Source organism: Dermabacter jinjuensis (assembly GCF_902381725.1).
Taxonomy (GTDB): domain Bacteria; phylum Actinomycetota; class Actinomycetes; order Actinomycetales; family Dermabacteraceae; genus Dermabacter; species Dermabacter hominis.
On the sequence record NZ_LR698963.1, the window covers coordinates 1,728,041 to 1,742,629 of the forward strand.

Here is a 14,589-nt window from a genome sequence, read left to right on the forward strand (position 1 = left end):
CCATGATGCACACAGATGAATTCGTGCTTGAGGTACGCGACCTTGACGTCACGTACGGGAGCGCGGCCGGCCCCACTGTCCGCGGAGTGTCTTTCACGCTTAGACCGGGGGAGAAGCTCGCGCTCGTAGGCGGGTCCGGTTCTGGCAAGTCCACGACGATCGCCTCCATCCTCGGCCTACTGCCTGGCGAAGGTCGCATCACGGGTGGCTCGATCACCTATCGCGGAACCGAGCTCGTGAACGCGTCGCCCACACGATGGCGAGACGTCCGCGGCAAGCGGATCGCGCTCGTGCCTCAGGACCCGATGTCGAACCTCAACCCGACGATGCGGGTTGGCGATCACATTGCTGATGCGCTTCGGGCCTACGGGATGAAGGACAAGAAGGCGATTGAACGCGAGGTTGTGCAGCTCATGGCGGAATCGGGCATCCCGGATCCCGAGCGGCGTGCGAAGCAGTATCCGCACGAATTTTCCGGGGGCATGCGTCAGAGGATTCTCATCGCGATTGCACTCGCGGGTGACCCCGACCTCGTGATCGCGGATGAGCCGACGAGTGCACTCGACGTCACCGTTCAAAAGCACATTCTTGACCACCTCGAATCCCTCGTGGAAGAACGCGGGATGTCGCTGCTTTTTGTGACGCACGATCTTGGCGTTGCGGCCGATCGAACCGATACCGTTCTCGTGATGAGCAAGGGCGAGATCGTTGAAAGAGGGGCGCCGGGGCAGGTCCTTGCGAATCCCCGGCACCCATACACGCGGGAGCTCGTTGACGCATCCCCCACGCTCGAAGGAACGAAGAAGAGTGCTTCCGCATGCGAGGGGGGAGAAGGCGCGTCGAGCGAAAACGTCCTCGAAGTTGAGAAGGTGACGAAAGTCTTTCGCTTGCGCGGCGCGCGCAAGGGCGAGGTTCGTGCAGTGGACGACGTCAGTTTCACGGTGCAACGTGGATCGACCCTCGCGATCATTGGCGAATCGGGGTCGGGAAAATCGACCCTGGCCTCGATTATCCTCGGTTTGCAGGAAGCGACGAGCGGGGAAGTGAAGCTCGACGGGCGCTCAGTCGTCAACGCGAACGCACAGCAGCGCAAGGAACTTCGCCGCTTCACGCAGCCCGTGTTCCAGGACCCGTACTCGTCGCTCAACCCGATGTGGACGGTCGAACGGATCGTGCGCGAGCCTCTCGACACATTCGGAGTCGGGCACAAAAGCGAGCGCCGTGCGCGTGTTCTCGAGGTGCTCGATCACGTTGCACTACCGTCGAGTGCCGCTCGTGTGCTTCCCGGGCAGCTCTCGGGCGGTCAGCGCCAACGCGTTGCAATCGCCCGGGCGCTCGCGGCGCATCCTCAACTCCTCGTGTGTGATGAGGCCGTCTCAGCCCTCGACGTTCTCGTCCAAGACCAAATCCTCGCTCTCCTCGGTGACCTTCAAAAAGACCTTGGTGTCAGTTGCGTGTTCATCACGCACGACCTTGCGGTGGTGGCAAATCTCGCGGACGACGTTGTGGTGATGAAGGCCGGAAAGGTCGTGGAAAAGGGCTCGGTGTACGATGTCGTGCGAAACCCTCAACACGAGTACACGCGAGGGTTGCTCGATGCCGTCCCCGGAAGGGAGTTCATGCGTGTCTGACGCCGCGGCTAAGACCGTGACCGCCACCCTGCGCAAGCGAATTATCGCTGCCCAGTACGCGGCCGGCACTCCGCTTCGTGAAGTTGCCTTGGCGAAGGAGTTTGAGCTGTCGCGCGTCCCCGTGCGTGAGGCATTGCGCATCCTCACGGCGGAGGGCTTCGTTGATACGCGGGCAAACGTCGGATCCCGCGTGGCCCACCCGCCCTTTGACGATGCGCGCGAGCTGTTTGACCTCCGCATCACCCTCGAAACCTCACTCGTGCGGGACGCAGCCGCGCGATTTGCCGAGTTCTCCGCTCCCGGGGCTGCCCACGTCGAGCGTTCGCGCCGTCTGTGCATGGAAATTGAGGAAGCCCTCGCGCAAGGCGACGAGGCGTTTGCGAATCGAGACGGTGCTGGAATCGCGGAGGCGAATCTCCGCGTGCACCAGGGACTTGCGGATCTAGCCATGCGTCCCGTGCTGAGCCACATTCTCCAGCAGATCGGCGGGCGCGTGGAGTGGCTTCATAGCGCGCATCGTGGCTTCACGGTTACGCGCGACACGTCTGCCTGGGATCAGCACAAAGTGATTTACGACCTCGTGCGCGCGGGGGATGCGCACAGCGCGCACGAGCGGATGCGTGCCCACCTGGAGGCATCGCGCGACGCCTTCGTCGCGAGCCTCTCGAGTTTGGCCGACGAGGATCGGTAACGAGCGCCCTCACGTTTTTCTATACGAACTGTCGCACGAGTGCGACGAGTGCGACGACGACGATGGTCGCGCGCAATACCGAGTTCGGTAGCCGCTTCGCAACGTGCGAGCCAACATAGCCACCGATCATCCCGCCCGCGGCGAGAATGACGACGCCAACCCACCACACGTGCGCGTCGAAAAACACAAACGCCACGAGGTAGACAATTGCGGCCGTCGCATTGACGTAGAGCTGCATGAGGTTCTTGACCGGGTTGACGTCTTTCATGCTGCGGGACGTGGCGATGCCGAGGATCCCCATGTAGAGAACGCCCTGTGCAGCGGTGAAATATCCGCCATAGACGGCGGCCGCCCCCATGGGCGCGACGAGCCACGGGCTTTCGTATGCCTCGCCGACGGGGCCCGTTTGCGTGCCAGGATCGGCCTCGCGCCGTTTATTGAGCCACGCCGTCAGGTAGGGCTGACCGATGACGAGGGCGAGCGCAACGATGATGAGAATGGGCACGACGATGTCGAGAGCGCTCGAGGGGGAGAGGAGGAGCAGTATCGAGCCGGCGCTCGCGCACACGATCGTGGTGAGAGAAAGGGGAGCGAGGTGGCGCTTCTCTGCCGCGATTTCTTTGCGGAAGCCAAGGACGGAGGCGATTGTCGCGAAGGACATTCCGATCGTGTTGGTGCGCACAGCCACGCCGGGCGGGACGCCGAGTGCGAGGAGCACGGGGAGGGTGAGGAGAGAACCGGATCCGACGGCTGCATTGACGATGCCCGCGAGTATGCCCATGACGAACAGCAGCAGCGCGCTCAAACCCAACACGGGTTCCACCTCCAGTTTGTTGTATACATTTAGATGTCATGAGCCACCGTAGCCGCTGACCTCGCGTCAAGCGCAAAGCGTTCGCGATGTGGTCGATAGACTTTCTCCATGGCCGAAGTCCAGTGGCACAGTATCGAACCCGCGCCCGTTGTGCTTATCGCGGGCAAGGAAGCGCTCCTCGCCCAGCGCGCGCTCGAACGCATCGTCCGGCTCAGTCGCGAACGCCACGCCGATCTTGAGATCCACCGTTTCACCTCAACCGAAATTACCAAGAGCGACGTCCTTCAATACACGGCCCCCTCGCTTTTCGGCGAGCCACGCCTCGTCATCATCGATGAGGTGACACGCGGCGCGGAGCCTCTCATCAACGCTCTTATGGAATACGTGCAGAGTCCCGAGCAGGACGTCACGCTCGTGCTCATCAATCGCGGTGATCAGCGCGCCAAGAAACTCCTCGACGCCGTGAAGAAATCGGGCGCTCCGTGGGTGAACGCGGCAGAGATCAAAACCGCGAAAGCGAAGATGACCTTCGCGATGAGCGAGTTTTCACGCGCGCGGCGCCGCGTCAACTCAGATGCGGTTAAAGCCCTCGTCGATGCCTTTGGGGCGGACCTCATGGAACTAGCGGCCGTGAGCACCCAACTCATGCGCGACACCGAACCCGAGCCGGGGCAGCAGGCCGGCCCCATCACGCTCAGGCACGTCGAGGCCCTTACGGCAGGTCGCGCGGAGACAACGGGATTTGCGATCGCCGACGCCTGCCTCGCCGGCAAAGAACGCGAAGCGCTCGTGCTGCTTCGCCAAGCCGAACTCTCGGGGCTGTCTCCCGTTGCTATCGTCGCGACGATTGTGCGCAAGGCCAGACAGGTGGCGCAGGCAGCGATTCCCGGTGCGACGGCAAAGAGCACAGGCATGCAGGACTGGATGTTCCGCAACAACGCTCAGCTCGCCCGCCACTACTCGGAGCGAGCGCTCGCCTCGGTGTTCGAATCCCTCGCTGCCGCGGATGCCGCGGTTAAGGGGAATGATCGTGACCCAATGTGGGCGCTTCAACGCCTTATCGTTGAGATTTCGCGCGCGAGGAGGGGCCGGGCATGAATCGTTTCGACTGGAGAACCGCTCTGTGGGTGGCGGGTGGTGCGCTTCTCACGCTTCTTCTCGTGCTGTCGTTCGCGAAGGACCTCGTCGCGCAGGTGCTGATCATCTTCGGCTAGGAAGGTCGACGCACGGGTCGATCCATTGCCAACAAGGCAACGAAAAAGGCCCCGCCGAAGCGGGGCCTTCCGTCACACTAAAACGTGAGAACTATGCTCACTTCTCGAGCGTCGCTACAAGCTTTGCGAGACCCGACTTGCGGTTTGCAGCCTGGTTCTTGTGGATGACGCCCTTCGACACAGCCTTGTCGAGCTTGCGCGAAGCCTCACGAAGAGCCTTGGTCGATGCTTCCGCATCGCCGGCAGCGACCGCGGTGCGAACCTTGCGCACGTAGGTCTTGAGCTCGCTGCGGTACGCCTTGTTGCGTGCCTGAGCCTTCGCGTTGGTCTTGTTGCGCTTGATCTGGGACTTGATGTTTGCCACGAGGTGCCTTTTCTAGATGTTGAGGTGAAACGCCGCTCATGAGAGGTGCTCGCGCTCGACGGGGACGGGCGGTGGGGTGTCGCCTGGAGACGTCAAACGTTCGCATCACGAACGGAAAAACTCACGCCGGCGCATACAGCACTCTGCCCCAGAGACACGAAAGGGACGAAAGTGCGCCGCACACAGCGCAGTATGTTCACACATACAGCCGTCAACTTTACCAGCGCTAAGCGTGAAAGCCCAGAGTTAAAACTCACCAGCCATGCGAGTCACGTGTGGCATTAGCCACCCGCTCAAAGCGTGCTTTGTCCAGTTTGCCGCCCTCTCGTCGCACCTTCGCCGCTTCGAGTCTAATGAGCCGATCGACCCGCACCTCGGAGGGGCGATGCCGCGAATCCCACGACCCGGTGCCGATATCGACCCAACGATTGCCGTGCTCATCGGTGTGATCGCCTTTGCCGCGATCGCGCGAGGTGAGCATGAGCGCCACGATTACGCCGCCGCCTTCGTCGGCGATCACGAGAACGGGGCGGTCTTTACCTTGTGAGCGGTCCTCCTCGAACGGGACCCACGCCCACACGATTTCGCCCGGATCCGGATTGCCATCAGCGGCGGGGGCGTACGTGAGGTTCAGGGGAGCGTTGCCCGCACGGTCGGGGAGAGCGGTTCCGGTGTCGCTCGCGCGAGCATCGGTGTGCGAATCTGGCCCGACGCTTGCCCGGCCACCGTCGGAACCCTTCATTTTTCCTTCGAGCGAGCGCACTCCCTCCCGCGCAAGGCGACGGGCGGCGCGTTGCACCTGACGGTTGCGGGCAAGGGAGCCCGCGATGGACCGGAGGGAGGAGAAAAGGCTCATGATGTGACCGTATCAACCCGTGCGCGGGCCCGCGTGAACGAGCCAAAACTGTCCGTGCATGGGACAATGGAATCATCTGTGCCCGTCGAAAGGATTCCCGTTGACTAGCGCCCCCGCGAACATGCGCGAGATTGAGCCAGCCGCGACCTCTATGGAGAGGATCCGTAACTTCTGCATCATTGCGCATATCGATCACGGAAAATCGACCCTCGCTGACAGGATGCTCCAGCTCACCGGGGTCGTCGACGAACGTGCGATGCGGGCCCAATACCTCGACCGCATGGATATTGAACGCGAGCGCGGTATTACCGTGAAAAGTCAGGCCGTGCGCATGCCGTGGGTTGTGGACGGCGAAGCCTATGCGCTCAACATGATTGATACGCCGGGCCACGTGGACTTTACCTACGAAGTTTCTCGCTCGCTCGCGGCCTGTGAGGGCGCGATTCTGCTCGTCGACGCCGCTCAGGGGATTGAAGCGCAGACCCTCGCGAACCTCTATCTCGCGATGGATAACGACCTCGAGATCATCCCCGTCCTCAACAAGATCGACCTTCCTGCCGCCGATCCCGAAAAGTACGCGGCGGAAATCGCTCAGCTCGTGGGTTGCGATCCCTCGGATGTTCTCAAGGTTTCGGGCAAGACGGGCGAAGGCGTCGAGGCATTGCTCGACCATGTCGTGCGCACCGTCCCGCAGCCGCAAGGCGAGATCAACGCCCCCTCGCGTGCGATGATTTTCGATTCCGTGTACGACACGTACCGCGGTGTTGTGACGTACGTGCGTGTCGTCGACGGGCAGCTCGACCCGCGCGAAAAGATCCAGATGATGTCGACGGGCGCGACTCACGAGCTTCTCGAGATCGGCGTGATCTCTCCCGAACCGAAGCCCACCAAGGGCCTCGGGCCCGGCGAAGTCGGGTACCTCATCACGGGTGTGAAGGACGTGCGCCAGTCGAAGGTCGGTGACACGGTAACCGCGGCGCTCCGAGGTGCCGAAGAAGCCCTTCCCGGATATTCAGAACCGAAACCTATGGTGTTCTCGGGTCTCTTCCCGATCGACGGTTCAGACTATCCGGCGCTGCGCGACGCGCTTGACAAGCTCAAACTCAACGACGCCGCGCTCAACTACGAGCCTGAAACCTCAACCGCGCTGGGCTTTGGCTTTCGCGTGGGCTTCCTTGGCCTTCTCCACCTCGAGATCGTGCGCGAGAGGCTCGAGCGCGAGTTCAACTTGGACCTGATTTCCACGGCCCCGAGCGTGATTTACCACGTGACGATGGAGGACGGCACCGAAGTCCAGGTGCTCAACCCTTCCGACTTCCCCGAGGGCAAGGTCCACGAGATCCGCGAGCCCGTTGCGAAATCCACGATCCTCGTGCCCAAGGAATTCGTGGGCACCGTCATGGAACTGTGCCAGTCCAAGCGCGGCACGATGAAGGGCATGGACTACCTGAGCGAAGACCGCGTTGAGCTCCGCTACATTCTTCCCCTCGCCGAGATCGTGTTCGACTTCTTTGATCAGCTCAAGAGCCGTACGAAGGGCTACGCCTCGCTCGACTACGACGTTCAGGGCGAGGAAGCGGCCGACCTGGTCAAGGTTGACATGCTTCTCCAGGGCGAAACCGTGGACGCGTTCAGTGCGATCGTGCACCGCGACAAGGCCTACCACTACGGCGTGGAAATGGCTGGCAAGCTCAAGAACCTCATTCCGCGCCAGCAGTTCGAGGTGCCGATCCAGGCGGCGATCGGCTCGCGCATCATTGCGCGCGAAAACATTCGCGCGATCCGCAAGGACGTGCTTTCCAAGTGCTACGGGGGCGACATCTCCCGTAAGCGCAAGCTTCTCGAGAAGCAGAAAGAAGGTAAGAAGCGCATGAAGTCGATCGGCTCGGTCGACGTGCCGCAAGAGGCCTTCATCGCGGCGCTGCGCTCGGACGGCGGATCGTCGGACGGCAAAAACAAGTAAGGGGACGAACATGAACGTCGAACCACTTTCGGTCGCTATCGCTCAAGGCCCCGCGCGCGTGATTGCGACGTGCACGGTGGAATCACTCTTCCACGTCGAGGAAACGGGCATCCGCTCGGGGATCAACAAGGTCCCGCGCGCGGAGGGCATCAAGCTCCTTACGCACGGCGTGCTTGGCGATGTGCAGGGCGATACCGAACACCACGGCGGTCTTTTCAAGGCCGTGTACGCTTTCGCGCGCGAAACCCGCGACGAACTTGCGCGCCGGGAGGGATTGAGTGGTCTGCCCGACGGTGCCTTCGGCGAAAATCTCGTCACGGAGGGCATTGATACTGACGAGGTTGTCATTGGCTCGCGCTGGCGGATTGGCGGTGCCGAGCTTCAGGCGAGCGTGCCGCGCCAGCCCTGCAAAACTTTCGCCGTGTGGATGGGGCGCTTCGCCGATCAGGCTGGGATCGAGCCCCGAGGAGCATGGGGCCGCCGCTTCAACGCCTACGGCAAGTCGGGCGCGTACTTCCGCGTTGTGCGGGAAGGCGTTGTGCGCCCGGGTGACGAAATCGAAGTGCTTTCGGTTCCCGAGCACGGCGTAAGCATAGGCGAGATCTTCCGCGGTCTCTCGAGCGAGATCGATCCAACGAGCGCCAAGGCACTCTTGAGCTGGGCCCGCGACACGGAAACGCCCGTGTACACCTCGATGGCAAGGGGGTGCCTCGCGGCGCTCGAGAGCGCCGGCATCTCCTTCGAATTCCCTGCCTCGCTCATCACCGATGGCCGCGGGAACTAACGCCGAGCGCCGAGGGCTCTCGGTCTACATTCACGTGCCGTTTTGCGCGGTGCGCTGCGGCTACTGCGACTTCAACACCTACACGGCGAGGGAGCTTGGTGGGGGAGGATCGCAAGCCGAATATCCTGCCAATGCGATGCGCGAAATGGAGCTCACACTCGCAGACGATCAAGCGTCGGACTTCACGTACGACCGCGTGGTCACCGTGTTCTTCGGAGGCGGGACCCCCACGCTTCTGCCTGCAGATGACCAGGCGCGCATGCTCGCCCACCTCGACTCGCTTATCCCTCTCGCCCCGGGCGCCGAGGTGACGACCGAGGCGAACCCCGACTCCGTTACGCGAGACTCCCTGATGCGACTTGCCGAGGCTGGGTTTACACGCGTGAGTTTCGGCATGCAATCGGCGGTGCCGCGTGTGCTCGCGATCCTCGACCGCACCCACAACCCAGAGTCCGTCCCGCGGGCCGTCGCGTGGGCCCGGGAGGCAGGCCTGCAGGTGAGCCTCGACATGATCTATGGAACGCCGGGGGAAAGCCTCGCGGATGTCGAGACCACGATCGACGCGATCACCGAGATGCAGCCGGACCACGTGAGCGCATACTCGCTCATCGTCGAGGGCAACACCAAAATGGCCCGCCAGCTGCGCCGCGGCGAACTCAGCGAGCCCGATCCGGACTTCATGGCCGATGCCTACGAGCTCATCGCCTACCGCACGCGAGCCGCGGGCTTCGAGTGGTACGAGGTCTCGAACTTCGCGCACGGCGAGGAGTTTCAGTGCCGCCATAACCTCGCCTACTGGCGGGGCCGCGACTGGTGGGGGATCGGCCCCGGCGCGCATCGACACCGCGACGGCTACCGCTCGTGGAACCTCAAGCACCCCTCGCGCTACGCGGCGGCTCTTGCGCAGAACCGGCTTCCCGTGGATGGCTCCGAGCAGGTCTCTGATGAGGATCGCGCGCTCGAACGCCTCATGCTCGAGATGCGCCTTCGCGAAGGATTTTCCGCGGCGAGTAATCCGCTCACCTCGAGCGATGAGGCACGCGAGGTGCTCGAGCGGCACGTGGCAGCGGGGCGGTTGGATGCGAGTGCGTGGGATAGCGGGATCGTGAGGCTTTCCGACGCCGGCCGGCTCATCGCCGATGCCATCACGCGCGATGTTTTGCCTTGAGAGCGCTTTTGAAGCGGCTGAGACTCGGGTGATCCCTACGGTTCATGTTGATCACTTTCGTTGTCCGCTTTCTTATTCCGGGCGACGAATTGTTGAAGAACGGTAAAAATTAGAAAGCCGAGAAGCAGGATCGCCACGATCATCACGACAACAACGAAAATGACCATAAACCACGCGGACCTAAAAATCATGAGATTCCTACGCTTTCGAAAGTCGCCGCTGACTCGATTTTGCACTTACCTGAACCCACCTCGTACTTTCGATCGCGTTCAGTGCAGATGAGGCTCCGGTCAAGCAAACGGTAGAGGTATTGGGTTTATCGAACCCAAGATTACTCAGTGACACGCCATACCCGCCAGAGGACTTATGTCGTACCAAGTGATTCTTCCTGGTGTGTCTTTAATGTACTCGTACGCAGAGTCGAATTCTCTCCAGACCACCCACTCCGTAGATTCCGGCAGAGGCGGGGACGCGGCCGCTCAGTCGACGCTTCCGGTGGCCCTTGAGCGCGGGCGAGGTAAGCGTCGGATTTGCTCCCGAGCTCAAACCCCCACAACCTCTATGCAATCCGGGGCTGCTCCAGGTCAGGGAGCGGTGACGAAGTCGATGAGCTCCTCGATACGCCCGCTGAGCGTTGGTTCGACATCGGCGTACGAGCGCACACGAGAGAGGATCTTCTGCCAGCCCTCGGCGATATCGGCTTGGGACTCGGCGGGGAGGCCGAGCGCCCTAAGTGATCCCACCTTGATGTCGGTTCCCTTGGGGATGTGGGGCCATTTCTCAAGCCCCACTCGTGCGGGCTTCACGGCTTGCCACACGTCCACGTACGGGTGGCCAAGGATGAGCACGTTGCCCGCAACGCCCTTCTCCCGCATGACGGCCTCGGCGATCCGCGTCTCTTTCGATCCGGGAACGAGGTGGTCCACGAGGATTCCGAGCTTGCGGCCCGGCGCGGGGTTAAATGCCCGCACGCGCTCGAGGAGATTATCGGCGCCATCGAGCATCTCGACGGCGACACCCTCGATGCGCAGGTCGTGCCCCCACACCTTCTCCACGAGTTCCGCATCGTGCTTGCCTTCAACCCAAATCCGGGAGCCGCGCGCGACGCGGGCACGGGCCCCTTCGACATAGGTTGAGCCCGACGCGCTTCGTTTAGGGGCTGACGTTTGCCGAGCAGCCGTCGGACCGCCGCTCGTTGGCGGGGTCAAGCGAACGGGCTTTCCATCGATTAGAAAACCGGGGCCGAGGCGGAACGTGCGAAGGCGCCCGTGACGATCCTCGAGTTCGACGATGTGGATACCGCCCGACTTCTCCACGCGCGTGACGGCGCCGACCCAGCCGGTTTGCACATCCTCGACGACGAGCCCGCGCTCGGCAGGGACATCCCTGCTCGCGGGGCGTTTCGGGTGAAAGGCATCCCCGGTACCGGAAAGGACGTCGTGGCCGTATCGATCGATATTCACGGCGCTTTACGCTACCAGGGGCGTGTTCGCTCACAGGGGATCGCCACACCGTGCAAGGGTCGCGCACTACGCGTAGTATTGGCACTCGAAGCCTGTGACTGCTAACGCGCGAAAGGATGAGAAGTATGGATGAGCGCAAGCTCAGCATCCTCGGCGCGATCGTGGAAGATTACGTGGCGACTCGCGAACCGGTGGGCTCGAAGTCGTTGCTCGAGCGGCACGAACTCGGCGTCAGCGCGGCGACCGTACGCAACGATATGTCCGTGCTCGAAGAAGAGGGCCTCATTATGCAGCCCCACACGTCGGCGGGTCGCATTCCCACCGACAAGGGCTATCGCGTTTTCGTCGACTACGTCGCGCAAGTCAAGCCTCTCTCGGCTCCTGAACGGCGCGCGATTCAGACGTTTTTCGACGGCGCCCACGACCTTGATGACCTTCTTTCGCGCACGGTGCGCCTGCTGTCGCGTCTCACGAATCAAGTGGCGGTCGTGCAGTACCCGGCGCTGCGACAAGCACACGTGCGCCACGTTGAGCTCGTGAAGACATCCGAGACTCTCCTGCTCGTCGTGCTCATCACAGACGCGGGGCGCGTGGATCAGCAGACGATTTCGCTCACACATCCCCAAGAGGCCGCCTATTACGAGAGGCTTCGCGAGCGCATTAATCGGGTATGCACGTCAAGGCCCGTGACCTCCGTGGGCGGGGATCTGGAGGCACTGCTCGATGCGGAATCCGAACTGACCCGCGCGGCGGCGACCGAGGTGCTCGACACGCTCGGTGAGCTGCTCGCCTCTCGCCGCGAGGATCGCATGATCGTCGGCGGAGTCTCGAACCTTGCGCGAGGCGAGCAATTCTCTCGCGAGGTCGGGCCGATGCTTGACCTGCTCGAGGAACAGCTCGTGCTCCTTCGACTCCTCGGCGAGATGCATTCGAACTTCGGCGAGGTCGATGTGTTGATCGGCGAGGAACTCAGTAGCGTTTCGGGCGATGCCCTTCAGCGAGCGGCCCTCGTGGGGAGCGCCTATACCGAAACGGCGGGCGCTGCCTCCCCCTCCTCGCGCATCGCGATCCTCGGCCCCTCGAGCATGGACTACGTGACCTCGATTTCTTCCGTGCGCGCTGTCGCGCGGTACATTTCCCGTTTCATCGGTTAAGAACTGAACCCAACTCTCAAGGAACCACACTTCGTGAACGACGACTTTTACGAGATTCTCGGCGTCTCAAAGGACGCAAGCGCGGACGAGATCAAGAAGGCCTACCGCAAGAAGGCCCGCAAGCTGCACCCCGATGTCAATCCCGATCCAGCCGCAGCCGATCAAATGAAGAAGGTCTCTCAGGCATACGAGACCCTCTCCAACCCCGAAAAGCGTCGAATGTACGACATGGGCGGTCAGAACCCATTTGGGGGCGGTGGCTTCGGTGGCTTCGGCGGGGGAGCGACGTTCGATTTCTCCGACCTCTTCGATGTGTTCGCGGGTGCGTCAGGAATGAGCGGACGCGGGCGTGGCCCGATCCCGCGCGAGCGGCGCGGCAACGACATCCTCCGACGCATGACACTCGAGCTCGATGACGTCGTCTTCGGCTCCGAAAAGGAGCTGACATTCGCGACGGCTGTGACCTGCAATCGCTGCCACGGTAACTGCTGTGAGCCCGGAACGGGAACGAAGAAGTGCACCGTCTGTAGCGGAAGCGGTCACGTGCAGCGCACGGTGAACTCTCTGCTTGGTCAGATGGTGCAACTCGCGCCGTGCTCGGCCTGCCAGGGACACGGCACGATCATCGAGAATCCTTGCAGCGAGTGCCAGGGGCACGGCCGTGTGCAGGAGGAGCGCACGATTACGCTGCGCGTTCCCGCGGGCATCGATACAGGTCGCCGCATCCAGCTTCGCGGGGAGGGCGAAGCGGGTGAGGCTGGCGGCCCCGCCGGAGACCTCTTCGTCGAGGTTCGCGTCAAGGAGCACGAGATCTTCCATCGCGAAGGCAACGATCTGCTCGCGCGCCTCACAATTTCCATGATTGCCGCGGCCCTTGGCACGAAGGCCACTCTCACGACCTTCGACGGCGAGCGCGAGGTCGAGATCAAGGCTGGAACTCAGCCCGGTGATGTCATTCGGCTCCGCGACCTCGGCGTCACTGCATTGCGCGGCGACTCTCGCGGCGACATCCTCATCGAGGTGGGCGTCGAGATCCCGAAGAAACTCTCGGGTGCCGAAAAGGATCTCCTCGCGAAGTTTGGCGAGATGCGCAACGAACCCGACCTTCGCTCAGCGGCGAAGAACGCCCAGCACAGCGACGGCGGCGTCTTCGCGAAACTCCGCGAGAAATTCCGCGATCTGTGAGCCTCAAGAACTTCCTTCTCCTCGAGGGGACTCTCGAGGGCGCCACCGCCGGAAGCTCAATCGAGATCGGCGGGGACGAAGGGCACCACGGGGCACGCGTCATGCGGCTTCGCCCGGGCGAGAGCATCCTCCTGACGGACACGCACGGTCACCAGGCGGAGGCTACCGTCACGAACGTCTCGAAGAGTAGCTTCGACATTCAGCTGTGCAGCGCGCCCACGCACGAGCCAGCGCCGGAGACGACATTTGTGCTCGTCCAAGCGCTCGCTAAGGGCGGCCGCGACGAATCGGCGATTGAAATGGCGACCGAACTTGGCGTTGACCGCATCATTCCCTGGCAAGCTGATCGCAGCGTCGTCCAATGGAAAGGTGCGAAAGAGGGTAAGGGACTTGAGAAGTGGCGTGCGCGTATCAACGCCGCAGTTAAACAGTCTCGTCGCGCACGCATCCCCGTGCTCGAGCCCGTCGTCACAAGTGACGATCTCGCTGCCCAAATCGCGCGTGCAGTTGACAGCGGATCGACGGTTCTTGCCCTGCACGAGAGTGCAACCGTAGGACTCGGGGCACACCTACGCGATCTCAATCATGCCGCGGGTACGCAAGAAGGCATTCCTCGCGACGTGTGGGTCATCGTCGGGCCCGAGGGCGGTATTAGTGACAGCGAGATCGACCGGTTTGCTCGCGCTGGTGCCACGCCGACGCTTCTGGGCACGGAGATTCTTCGGGCCTCGAGCGCGGGCCCCGCGGCTCTTGCGGCCCTGTGCGCAGTAACCGGGCGGTGGCAGTAGCCCCACCGCGATGCTAACTGCCTTCACGGCTCGCGGCCGGCGAGCGTCGGAAGCACAAGCCGCGCGGTACCCTCGACTACTAGACTGGTGGAACCAGCGCACACACGAGCCGCCACGCGCCCATTCCCGGCACCGTGCGGCGGCAGCCCTGAGGAGGAACCGATGACCACGACCGCACCAGATTGTGTCTTTTGCCAAATCGTTGCCGGCGAGATCCCGTCGACCAAGGTTTACGAGGACGCCGACGTCGTGTGCTTCAAAGACCTTGAGCCGAAAGCTTCGGTTCACGTGCTCGCCGTGCCGAAGGAACATTACGCCAACATCGTGGAGCTCTCGGCCAACAAGGACCTGCTTGCCGCGGTCGTCAAGGCAGCGGGCGCGGTCGCGAAGGAACATGCCCGAGGCGAGTTCCGTTTCCTCTTCAATACCGGTGAAAGCGCTGGCCAAAGCGTTTTCCACGTGCACGGGCACATTCTTGCCGGTAAAGCCCAATCCGAAGGAGACCTCTTCTAAC

At 62.5% G+C, this 14,589-nt stretch carries 14 protein-coding genes; 10 read left to right on the forward strand and 4 right to left on the reverse strand.

The features are described from left to right. Nucleotides 1-5: 5 nt before the first annotated feature. Together FXY94_RS07610 and FXY94_RS07615 are read left to right on the forward strand one after the other, a co-directional pair. Nucleotides 6-1,631, forward strand: coding sequence for a dipeptide ABC transporter ATP-binding protein (locus tag FXY94_RS07610; protein WP_016664447.1), 1,626 nt, complete (start codon nucleotides 6-8; stop codon nucleotides 1,629-1,631). Next, a complete protein-coding gene (locus FXY94_RS07615) occupies nucleotides 1,624-2,322 on the forward strand; it encodes a GntR family transcriptional regulator (protein ID WP_040386529.1) in 699 nt (232 codons plus the stop codon). Before FXY94_RS07610 ends, FXY94_RS07615 begins: the two co-directional genes overlap by 8 nt. Nucleotides 2,323-2,341: 19 nt before the next feature. Here FXY94_RS07615 and FXY94_RS07620 read toward each other — a convergent pair whose 3' ends face one another. Further along, nucleotides 2,342-3,136: a sulfite exporter TauE/SafE family protein gene (locus tag FXY94_RS07620; protein ID WP_016664449.1), complete on the reverse strand. Its 795-nt coding sequence runs from the start codon at nucleotides 3,134-3,136 to the stop codon at nucleotides 2,342-2,344. 108 nt (nucleotides 3,137-3,244) lie between these two features. Between FXY94_RS07620 and holA the strand changes: the two genes are divergently transcribed. After that, nucleotides 3,245-4,234 (forward strand): DNA polymerase III subunit delta, encoded by a 990-nt coding sequence (gene holA / locus FXY94_RS07625; RefSeq protein WP_016664450.1) that lies wholly within the window; start codon nucleotides 3,245-3,247, stop codon nucleotides 4,232-4,234. Nucleotides 4,235-4,447: 213 nt separating this feature from the next. Here holA and rpsT read toward each other — a convergent pair whose 3' ends face one another. Both rpsT and FXY94_RS07635 read right to left on the reverse strand, forming a co-directional pair. Continuing rightward, nucleotides 4,448-4,714, reverse strand: a complete 267-nt coding sequence (gene rpsT, locus FXY94_RS07630; RefSeq protein WP_016664452.1) for a 30S ribosomal protein S20 — start codon at nucleotides 4,712-4,714, stop codon at nucleotides 4,448-4,450. Between the two features lie 253 nt (nucleotides 4,715-4,967). Next, nucleotides 4,968-5,570, reverse strand: coding sequence for a type II toxin-antitoxin system PemK/MazF family toxin (locus FXY94_RS07635; RefSeq protein WP_016664453.1), 603 nt, complete (start codon nucleotides 5,568-5,570; stop codon nucleotides 4,968-4,970). A gap of 121 nt (nucleotides 5,571-5,691) precedes the next feature. Here FXY94_RS07635 and lepA point away from each other — a divergent pair, with 121 nt between their 5' ends. From lepA to hemW, 3 genes are read left to right on the forward strand one after another with little or no spacing between them, the layout of a single operon-like run. Beyond that, nucleotides 5,692-7,533 carry a translation elongation factor 4 gene (lepA, locus tag FXY94_RS07640; protein ID WP_040386531.1) on the forward strand — a complete coding sequence of 614 codons (1,842 nt, stop codon included), beginning with the start codon at nucleotides 5,692-5,694 and terminating at the stop codon, nucleotides 7,531-7,533. A 10-nt stretch (nucleotides 7,534-7,543) separates the two neighbouring features. Beyond that, entirely contained in the window at nucleotides 7,544-8,317 is a 774-nt protein-coding gene (locus FXY94_RS07645; protein ID WP_016664455.1) for an MOSC domain-containing protein, read from the forward strand. Next, complete coding sequence (hemW, locus tag FXY94_RS07650) at nucleotides 8,301-9,485, forward strand: radical SAM family heme chaperone HemW (protein WP_016664456.1); 1,185 nt, start codon at nucleotides 8,301-8,303, stop codon at nucleotides 9,483-9,485. Before FXY94_RS07645 ends, hemW begins: the two co-directional genes overlap by 17 nt. A 584-nt stretch (nucleotides 9,486-10,069) precedes the next feature. Here hemW and FXY94_RS07655 read toward each other — a convergent pair. Continuing rightward, nucleotides 10,070-10,948 (reverse strand): DUF3097 domain-containing protein, encoded by an 879-nt coding sequence (locus tag FXY94_RS07655; protein WP_016664458.1) that lies wholly within the window; start codon nucleotides 10,946-10,948, stop codon nucleotides 10,070-10,072. A gap of 125 nt (nucleotides 10,949-11,073) precedes the next feature. Between FXY94_RS07655 and hrcA the strand changes: the two genes are divergently transcribed. The 4 genes from hrcA (at nucleotide 11,074) to FXY94_RS07675 (ending at nucleotide 14,588) form a co-directional block, all read left to right on the forward strand. Continuing rightward, nucleotides 11,074-12,102: a heat-inducible transcriptional repressor HrcA gene (gene hrcA, locus FXY94_RS07660; protein WP_016664459.1), complete on the forward strand. Its 1,029-nt coding sequence runs from the start codon at nucleotides 11,074-11,076 to the stop codon at nucleotides 12,100-12,102. A 33-nt stretch (nucleotides 12,103-12,135) separates the two neighbouring features. Continuing rightward, nucleotides 12,136-13,287: a molecular chaperone DnaJ gene (gene dnaJ, locus FXY94_RS07665; protein ID WP_016664460.1), complete on the forward strand. Its 1,152-nt coding sequence runs from the start codon at nucleotides 12,136-12,138 to the stop codon at nucleotides 13,285-13,287. Next, a complete protein-coding gene (locus FXY94_RS07670) occupies nucleotides 13,284-14,075 on the forward strand; it encodes a 16S rRNA (uracil(1498)-N(3))-methyltransferase (protein ID WP_016664461.1) in 792 nt (263 codons plus the stop codon). The genes dnaJ and FXY94_RS07670 overlap by 4 nt, the downstream gene beginning before the upstream one ends. Nucleotides 14,076-14,237: 162 nt before the next feature. After that, nucleotides 14,238-14,588: an HIT domain-containing protein gene (locus tag FXY94_RS07675; RefSeq protein ID WP_016664462.1), complete on the forward strand. Its 351-nt coding sequence runs from the start codon at nucleotides 14,238-14,240 to the stop codon at nucleotides 14,586-14,588. Nucleotide 14,589: the final 1 nt, after the last annotated feature.

Coding starts and splice junctions, on each gene's coding strand:
- holA (WP_016664450.1), top strand. CDS start 3,245: ATGGCCGAAGTCCAGTGGCACAGTATCGAACCCGCGCCCGTTGTGCTT.
- FXY94_RS07645 (WP_016664455.1), top strand. CDS start 7,544: ATGAACGTCGAACCACTTTCGGTCGCTATCGCTCAAGGCCCCGCGCGC.
- hrcA (WP_016664459.1), top strand. CDS start 11,074: ATGGATGAGCGCAAGCTCAGCATCCTCGGCGCGATCGTGGAAGATTAC.
- FXY94_RS07635 (WP_016664453.1), bottom strand. CDS start 5,570: ATGAGCCTTTTCTCCTCCCTCCGGTCCATCGCGGGCTCCCTTGCCCGC.
- hemW (WP_016664456.1), top strand. CDS start 8,301: ATGGCCGCGGGAACTAACGCCGAGCGCCGAGGGCTCTCGGTCTACATT.
- FXY94_RS07610 (WP_016664447.1), top strand. CDS start 6: ATGCACACAGATGAATTCGTGCTTGAGGTACGCGACCTTGACGTCACG.
- FXY94_RS07675 (WP_016664462.1), top strand. CDS start 14,238: ATGACCACGACCGCACCAGATTGTGTCTTTTGCCAAATCGTTGCCGGC.
- lepA (WP_040386531.1), top strand. CDS start 5,692: ATGCGCGAGATTGAGCCAGCCGCGACCTCTATGGAGAGGATCCGTAAC.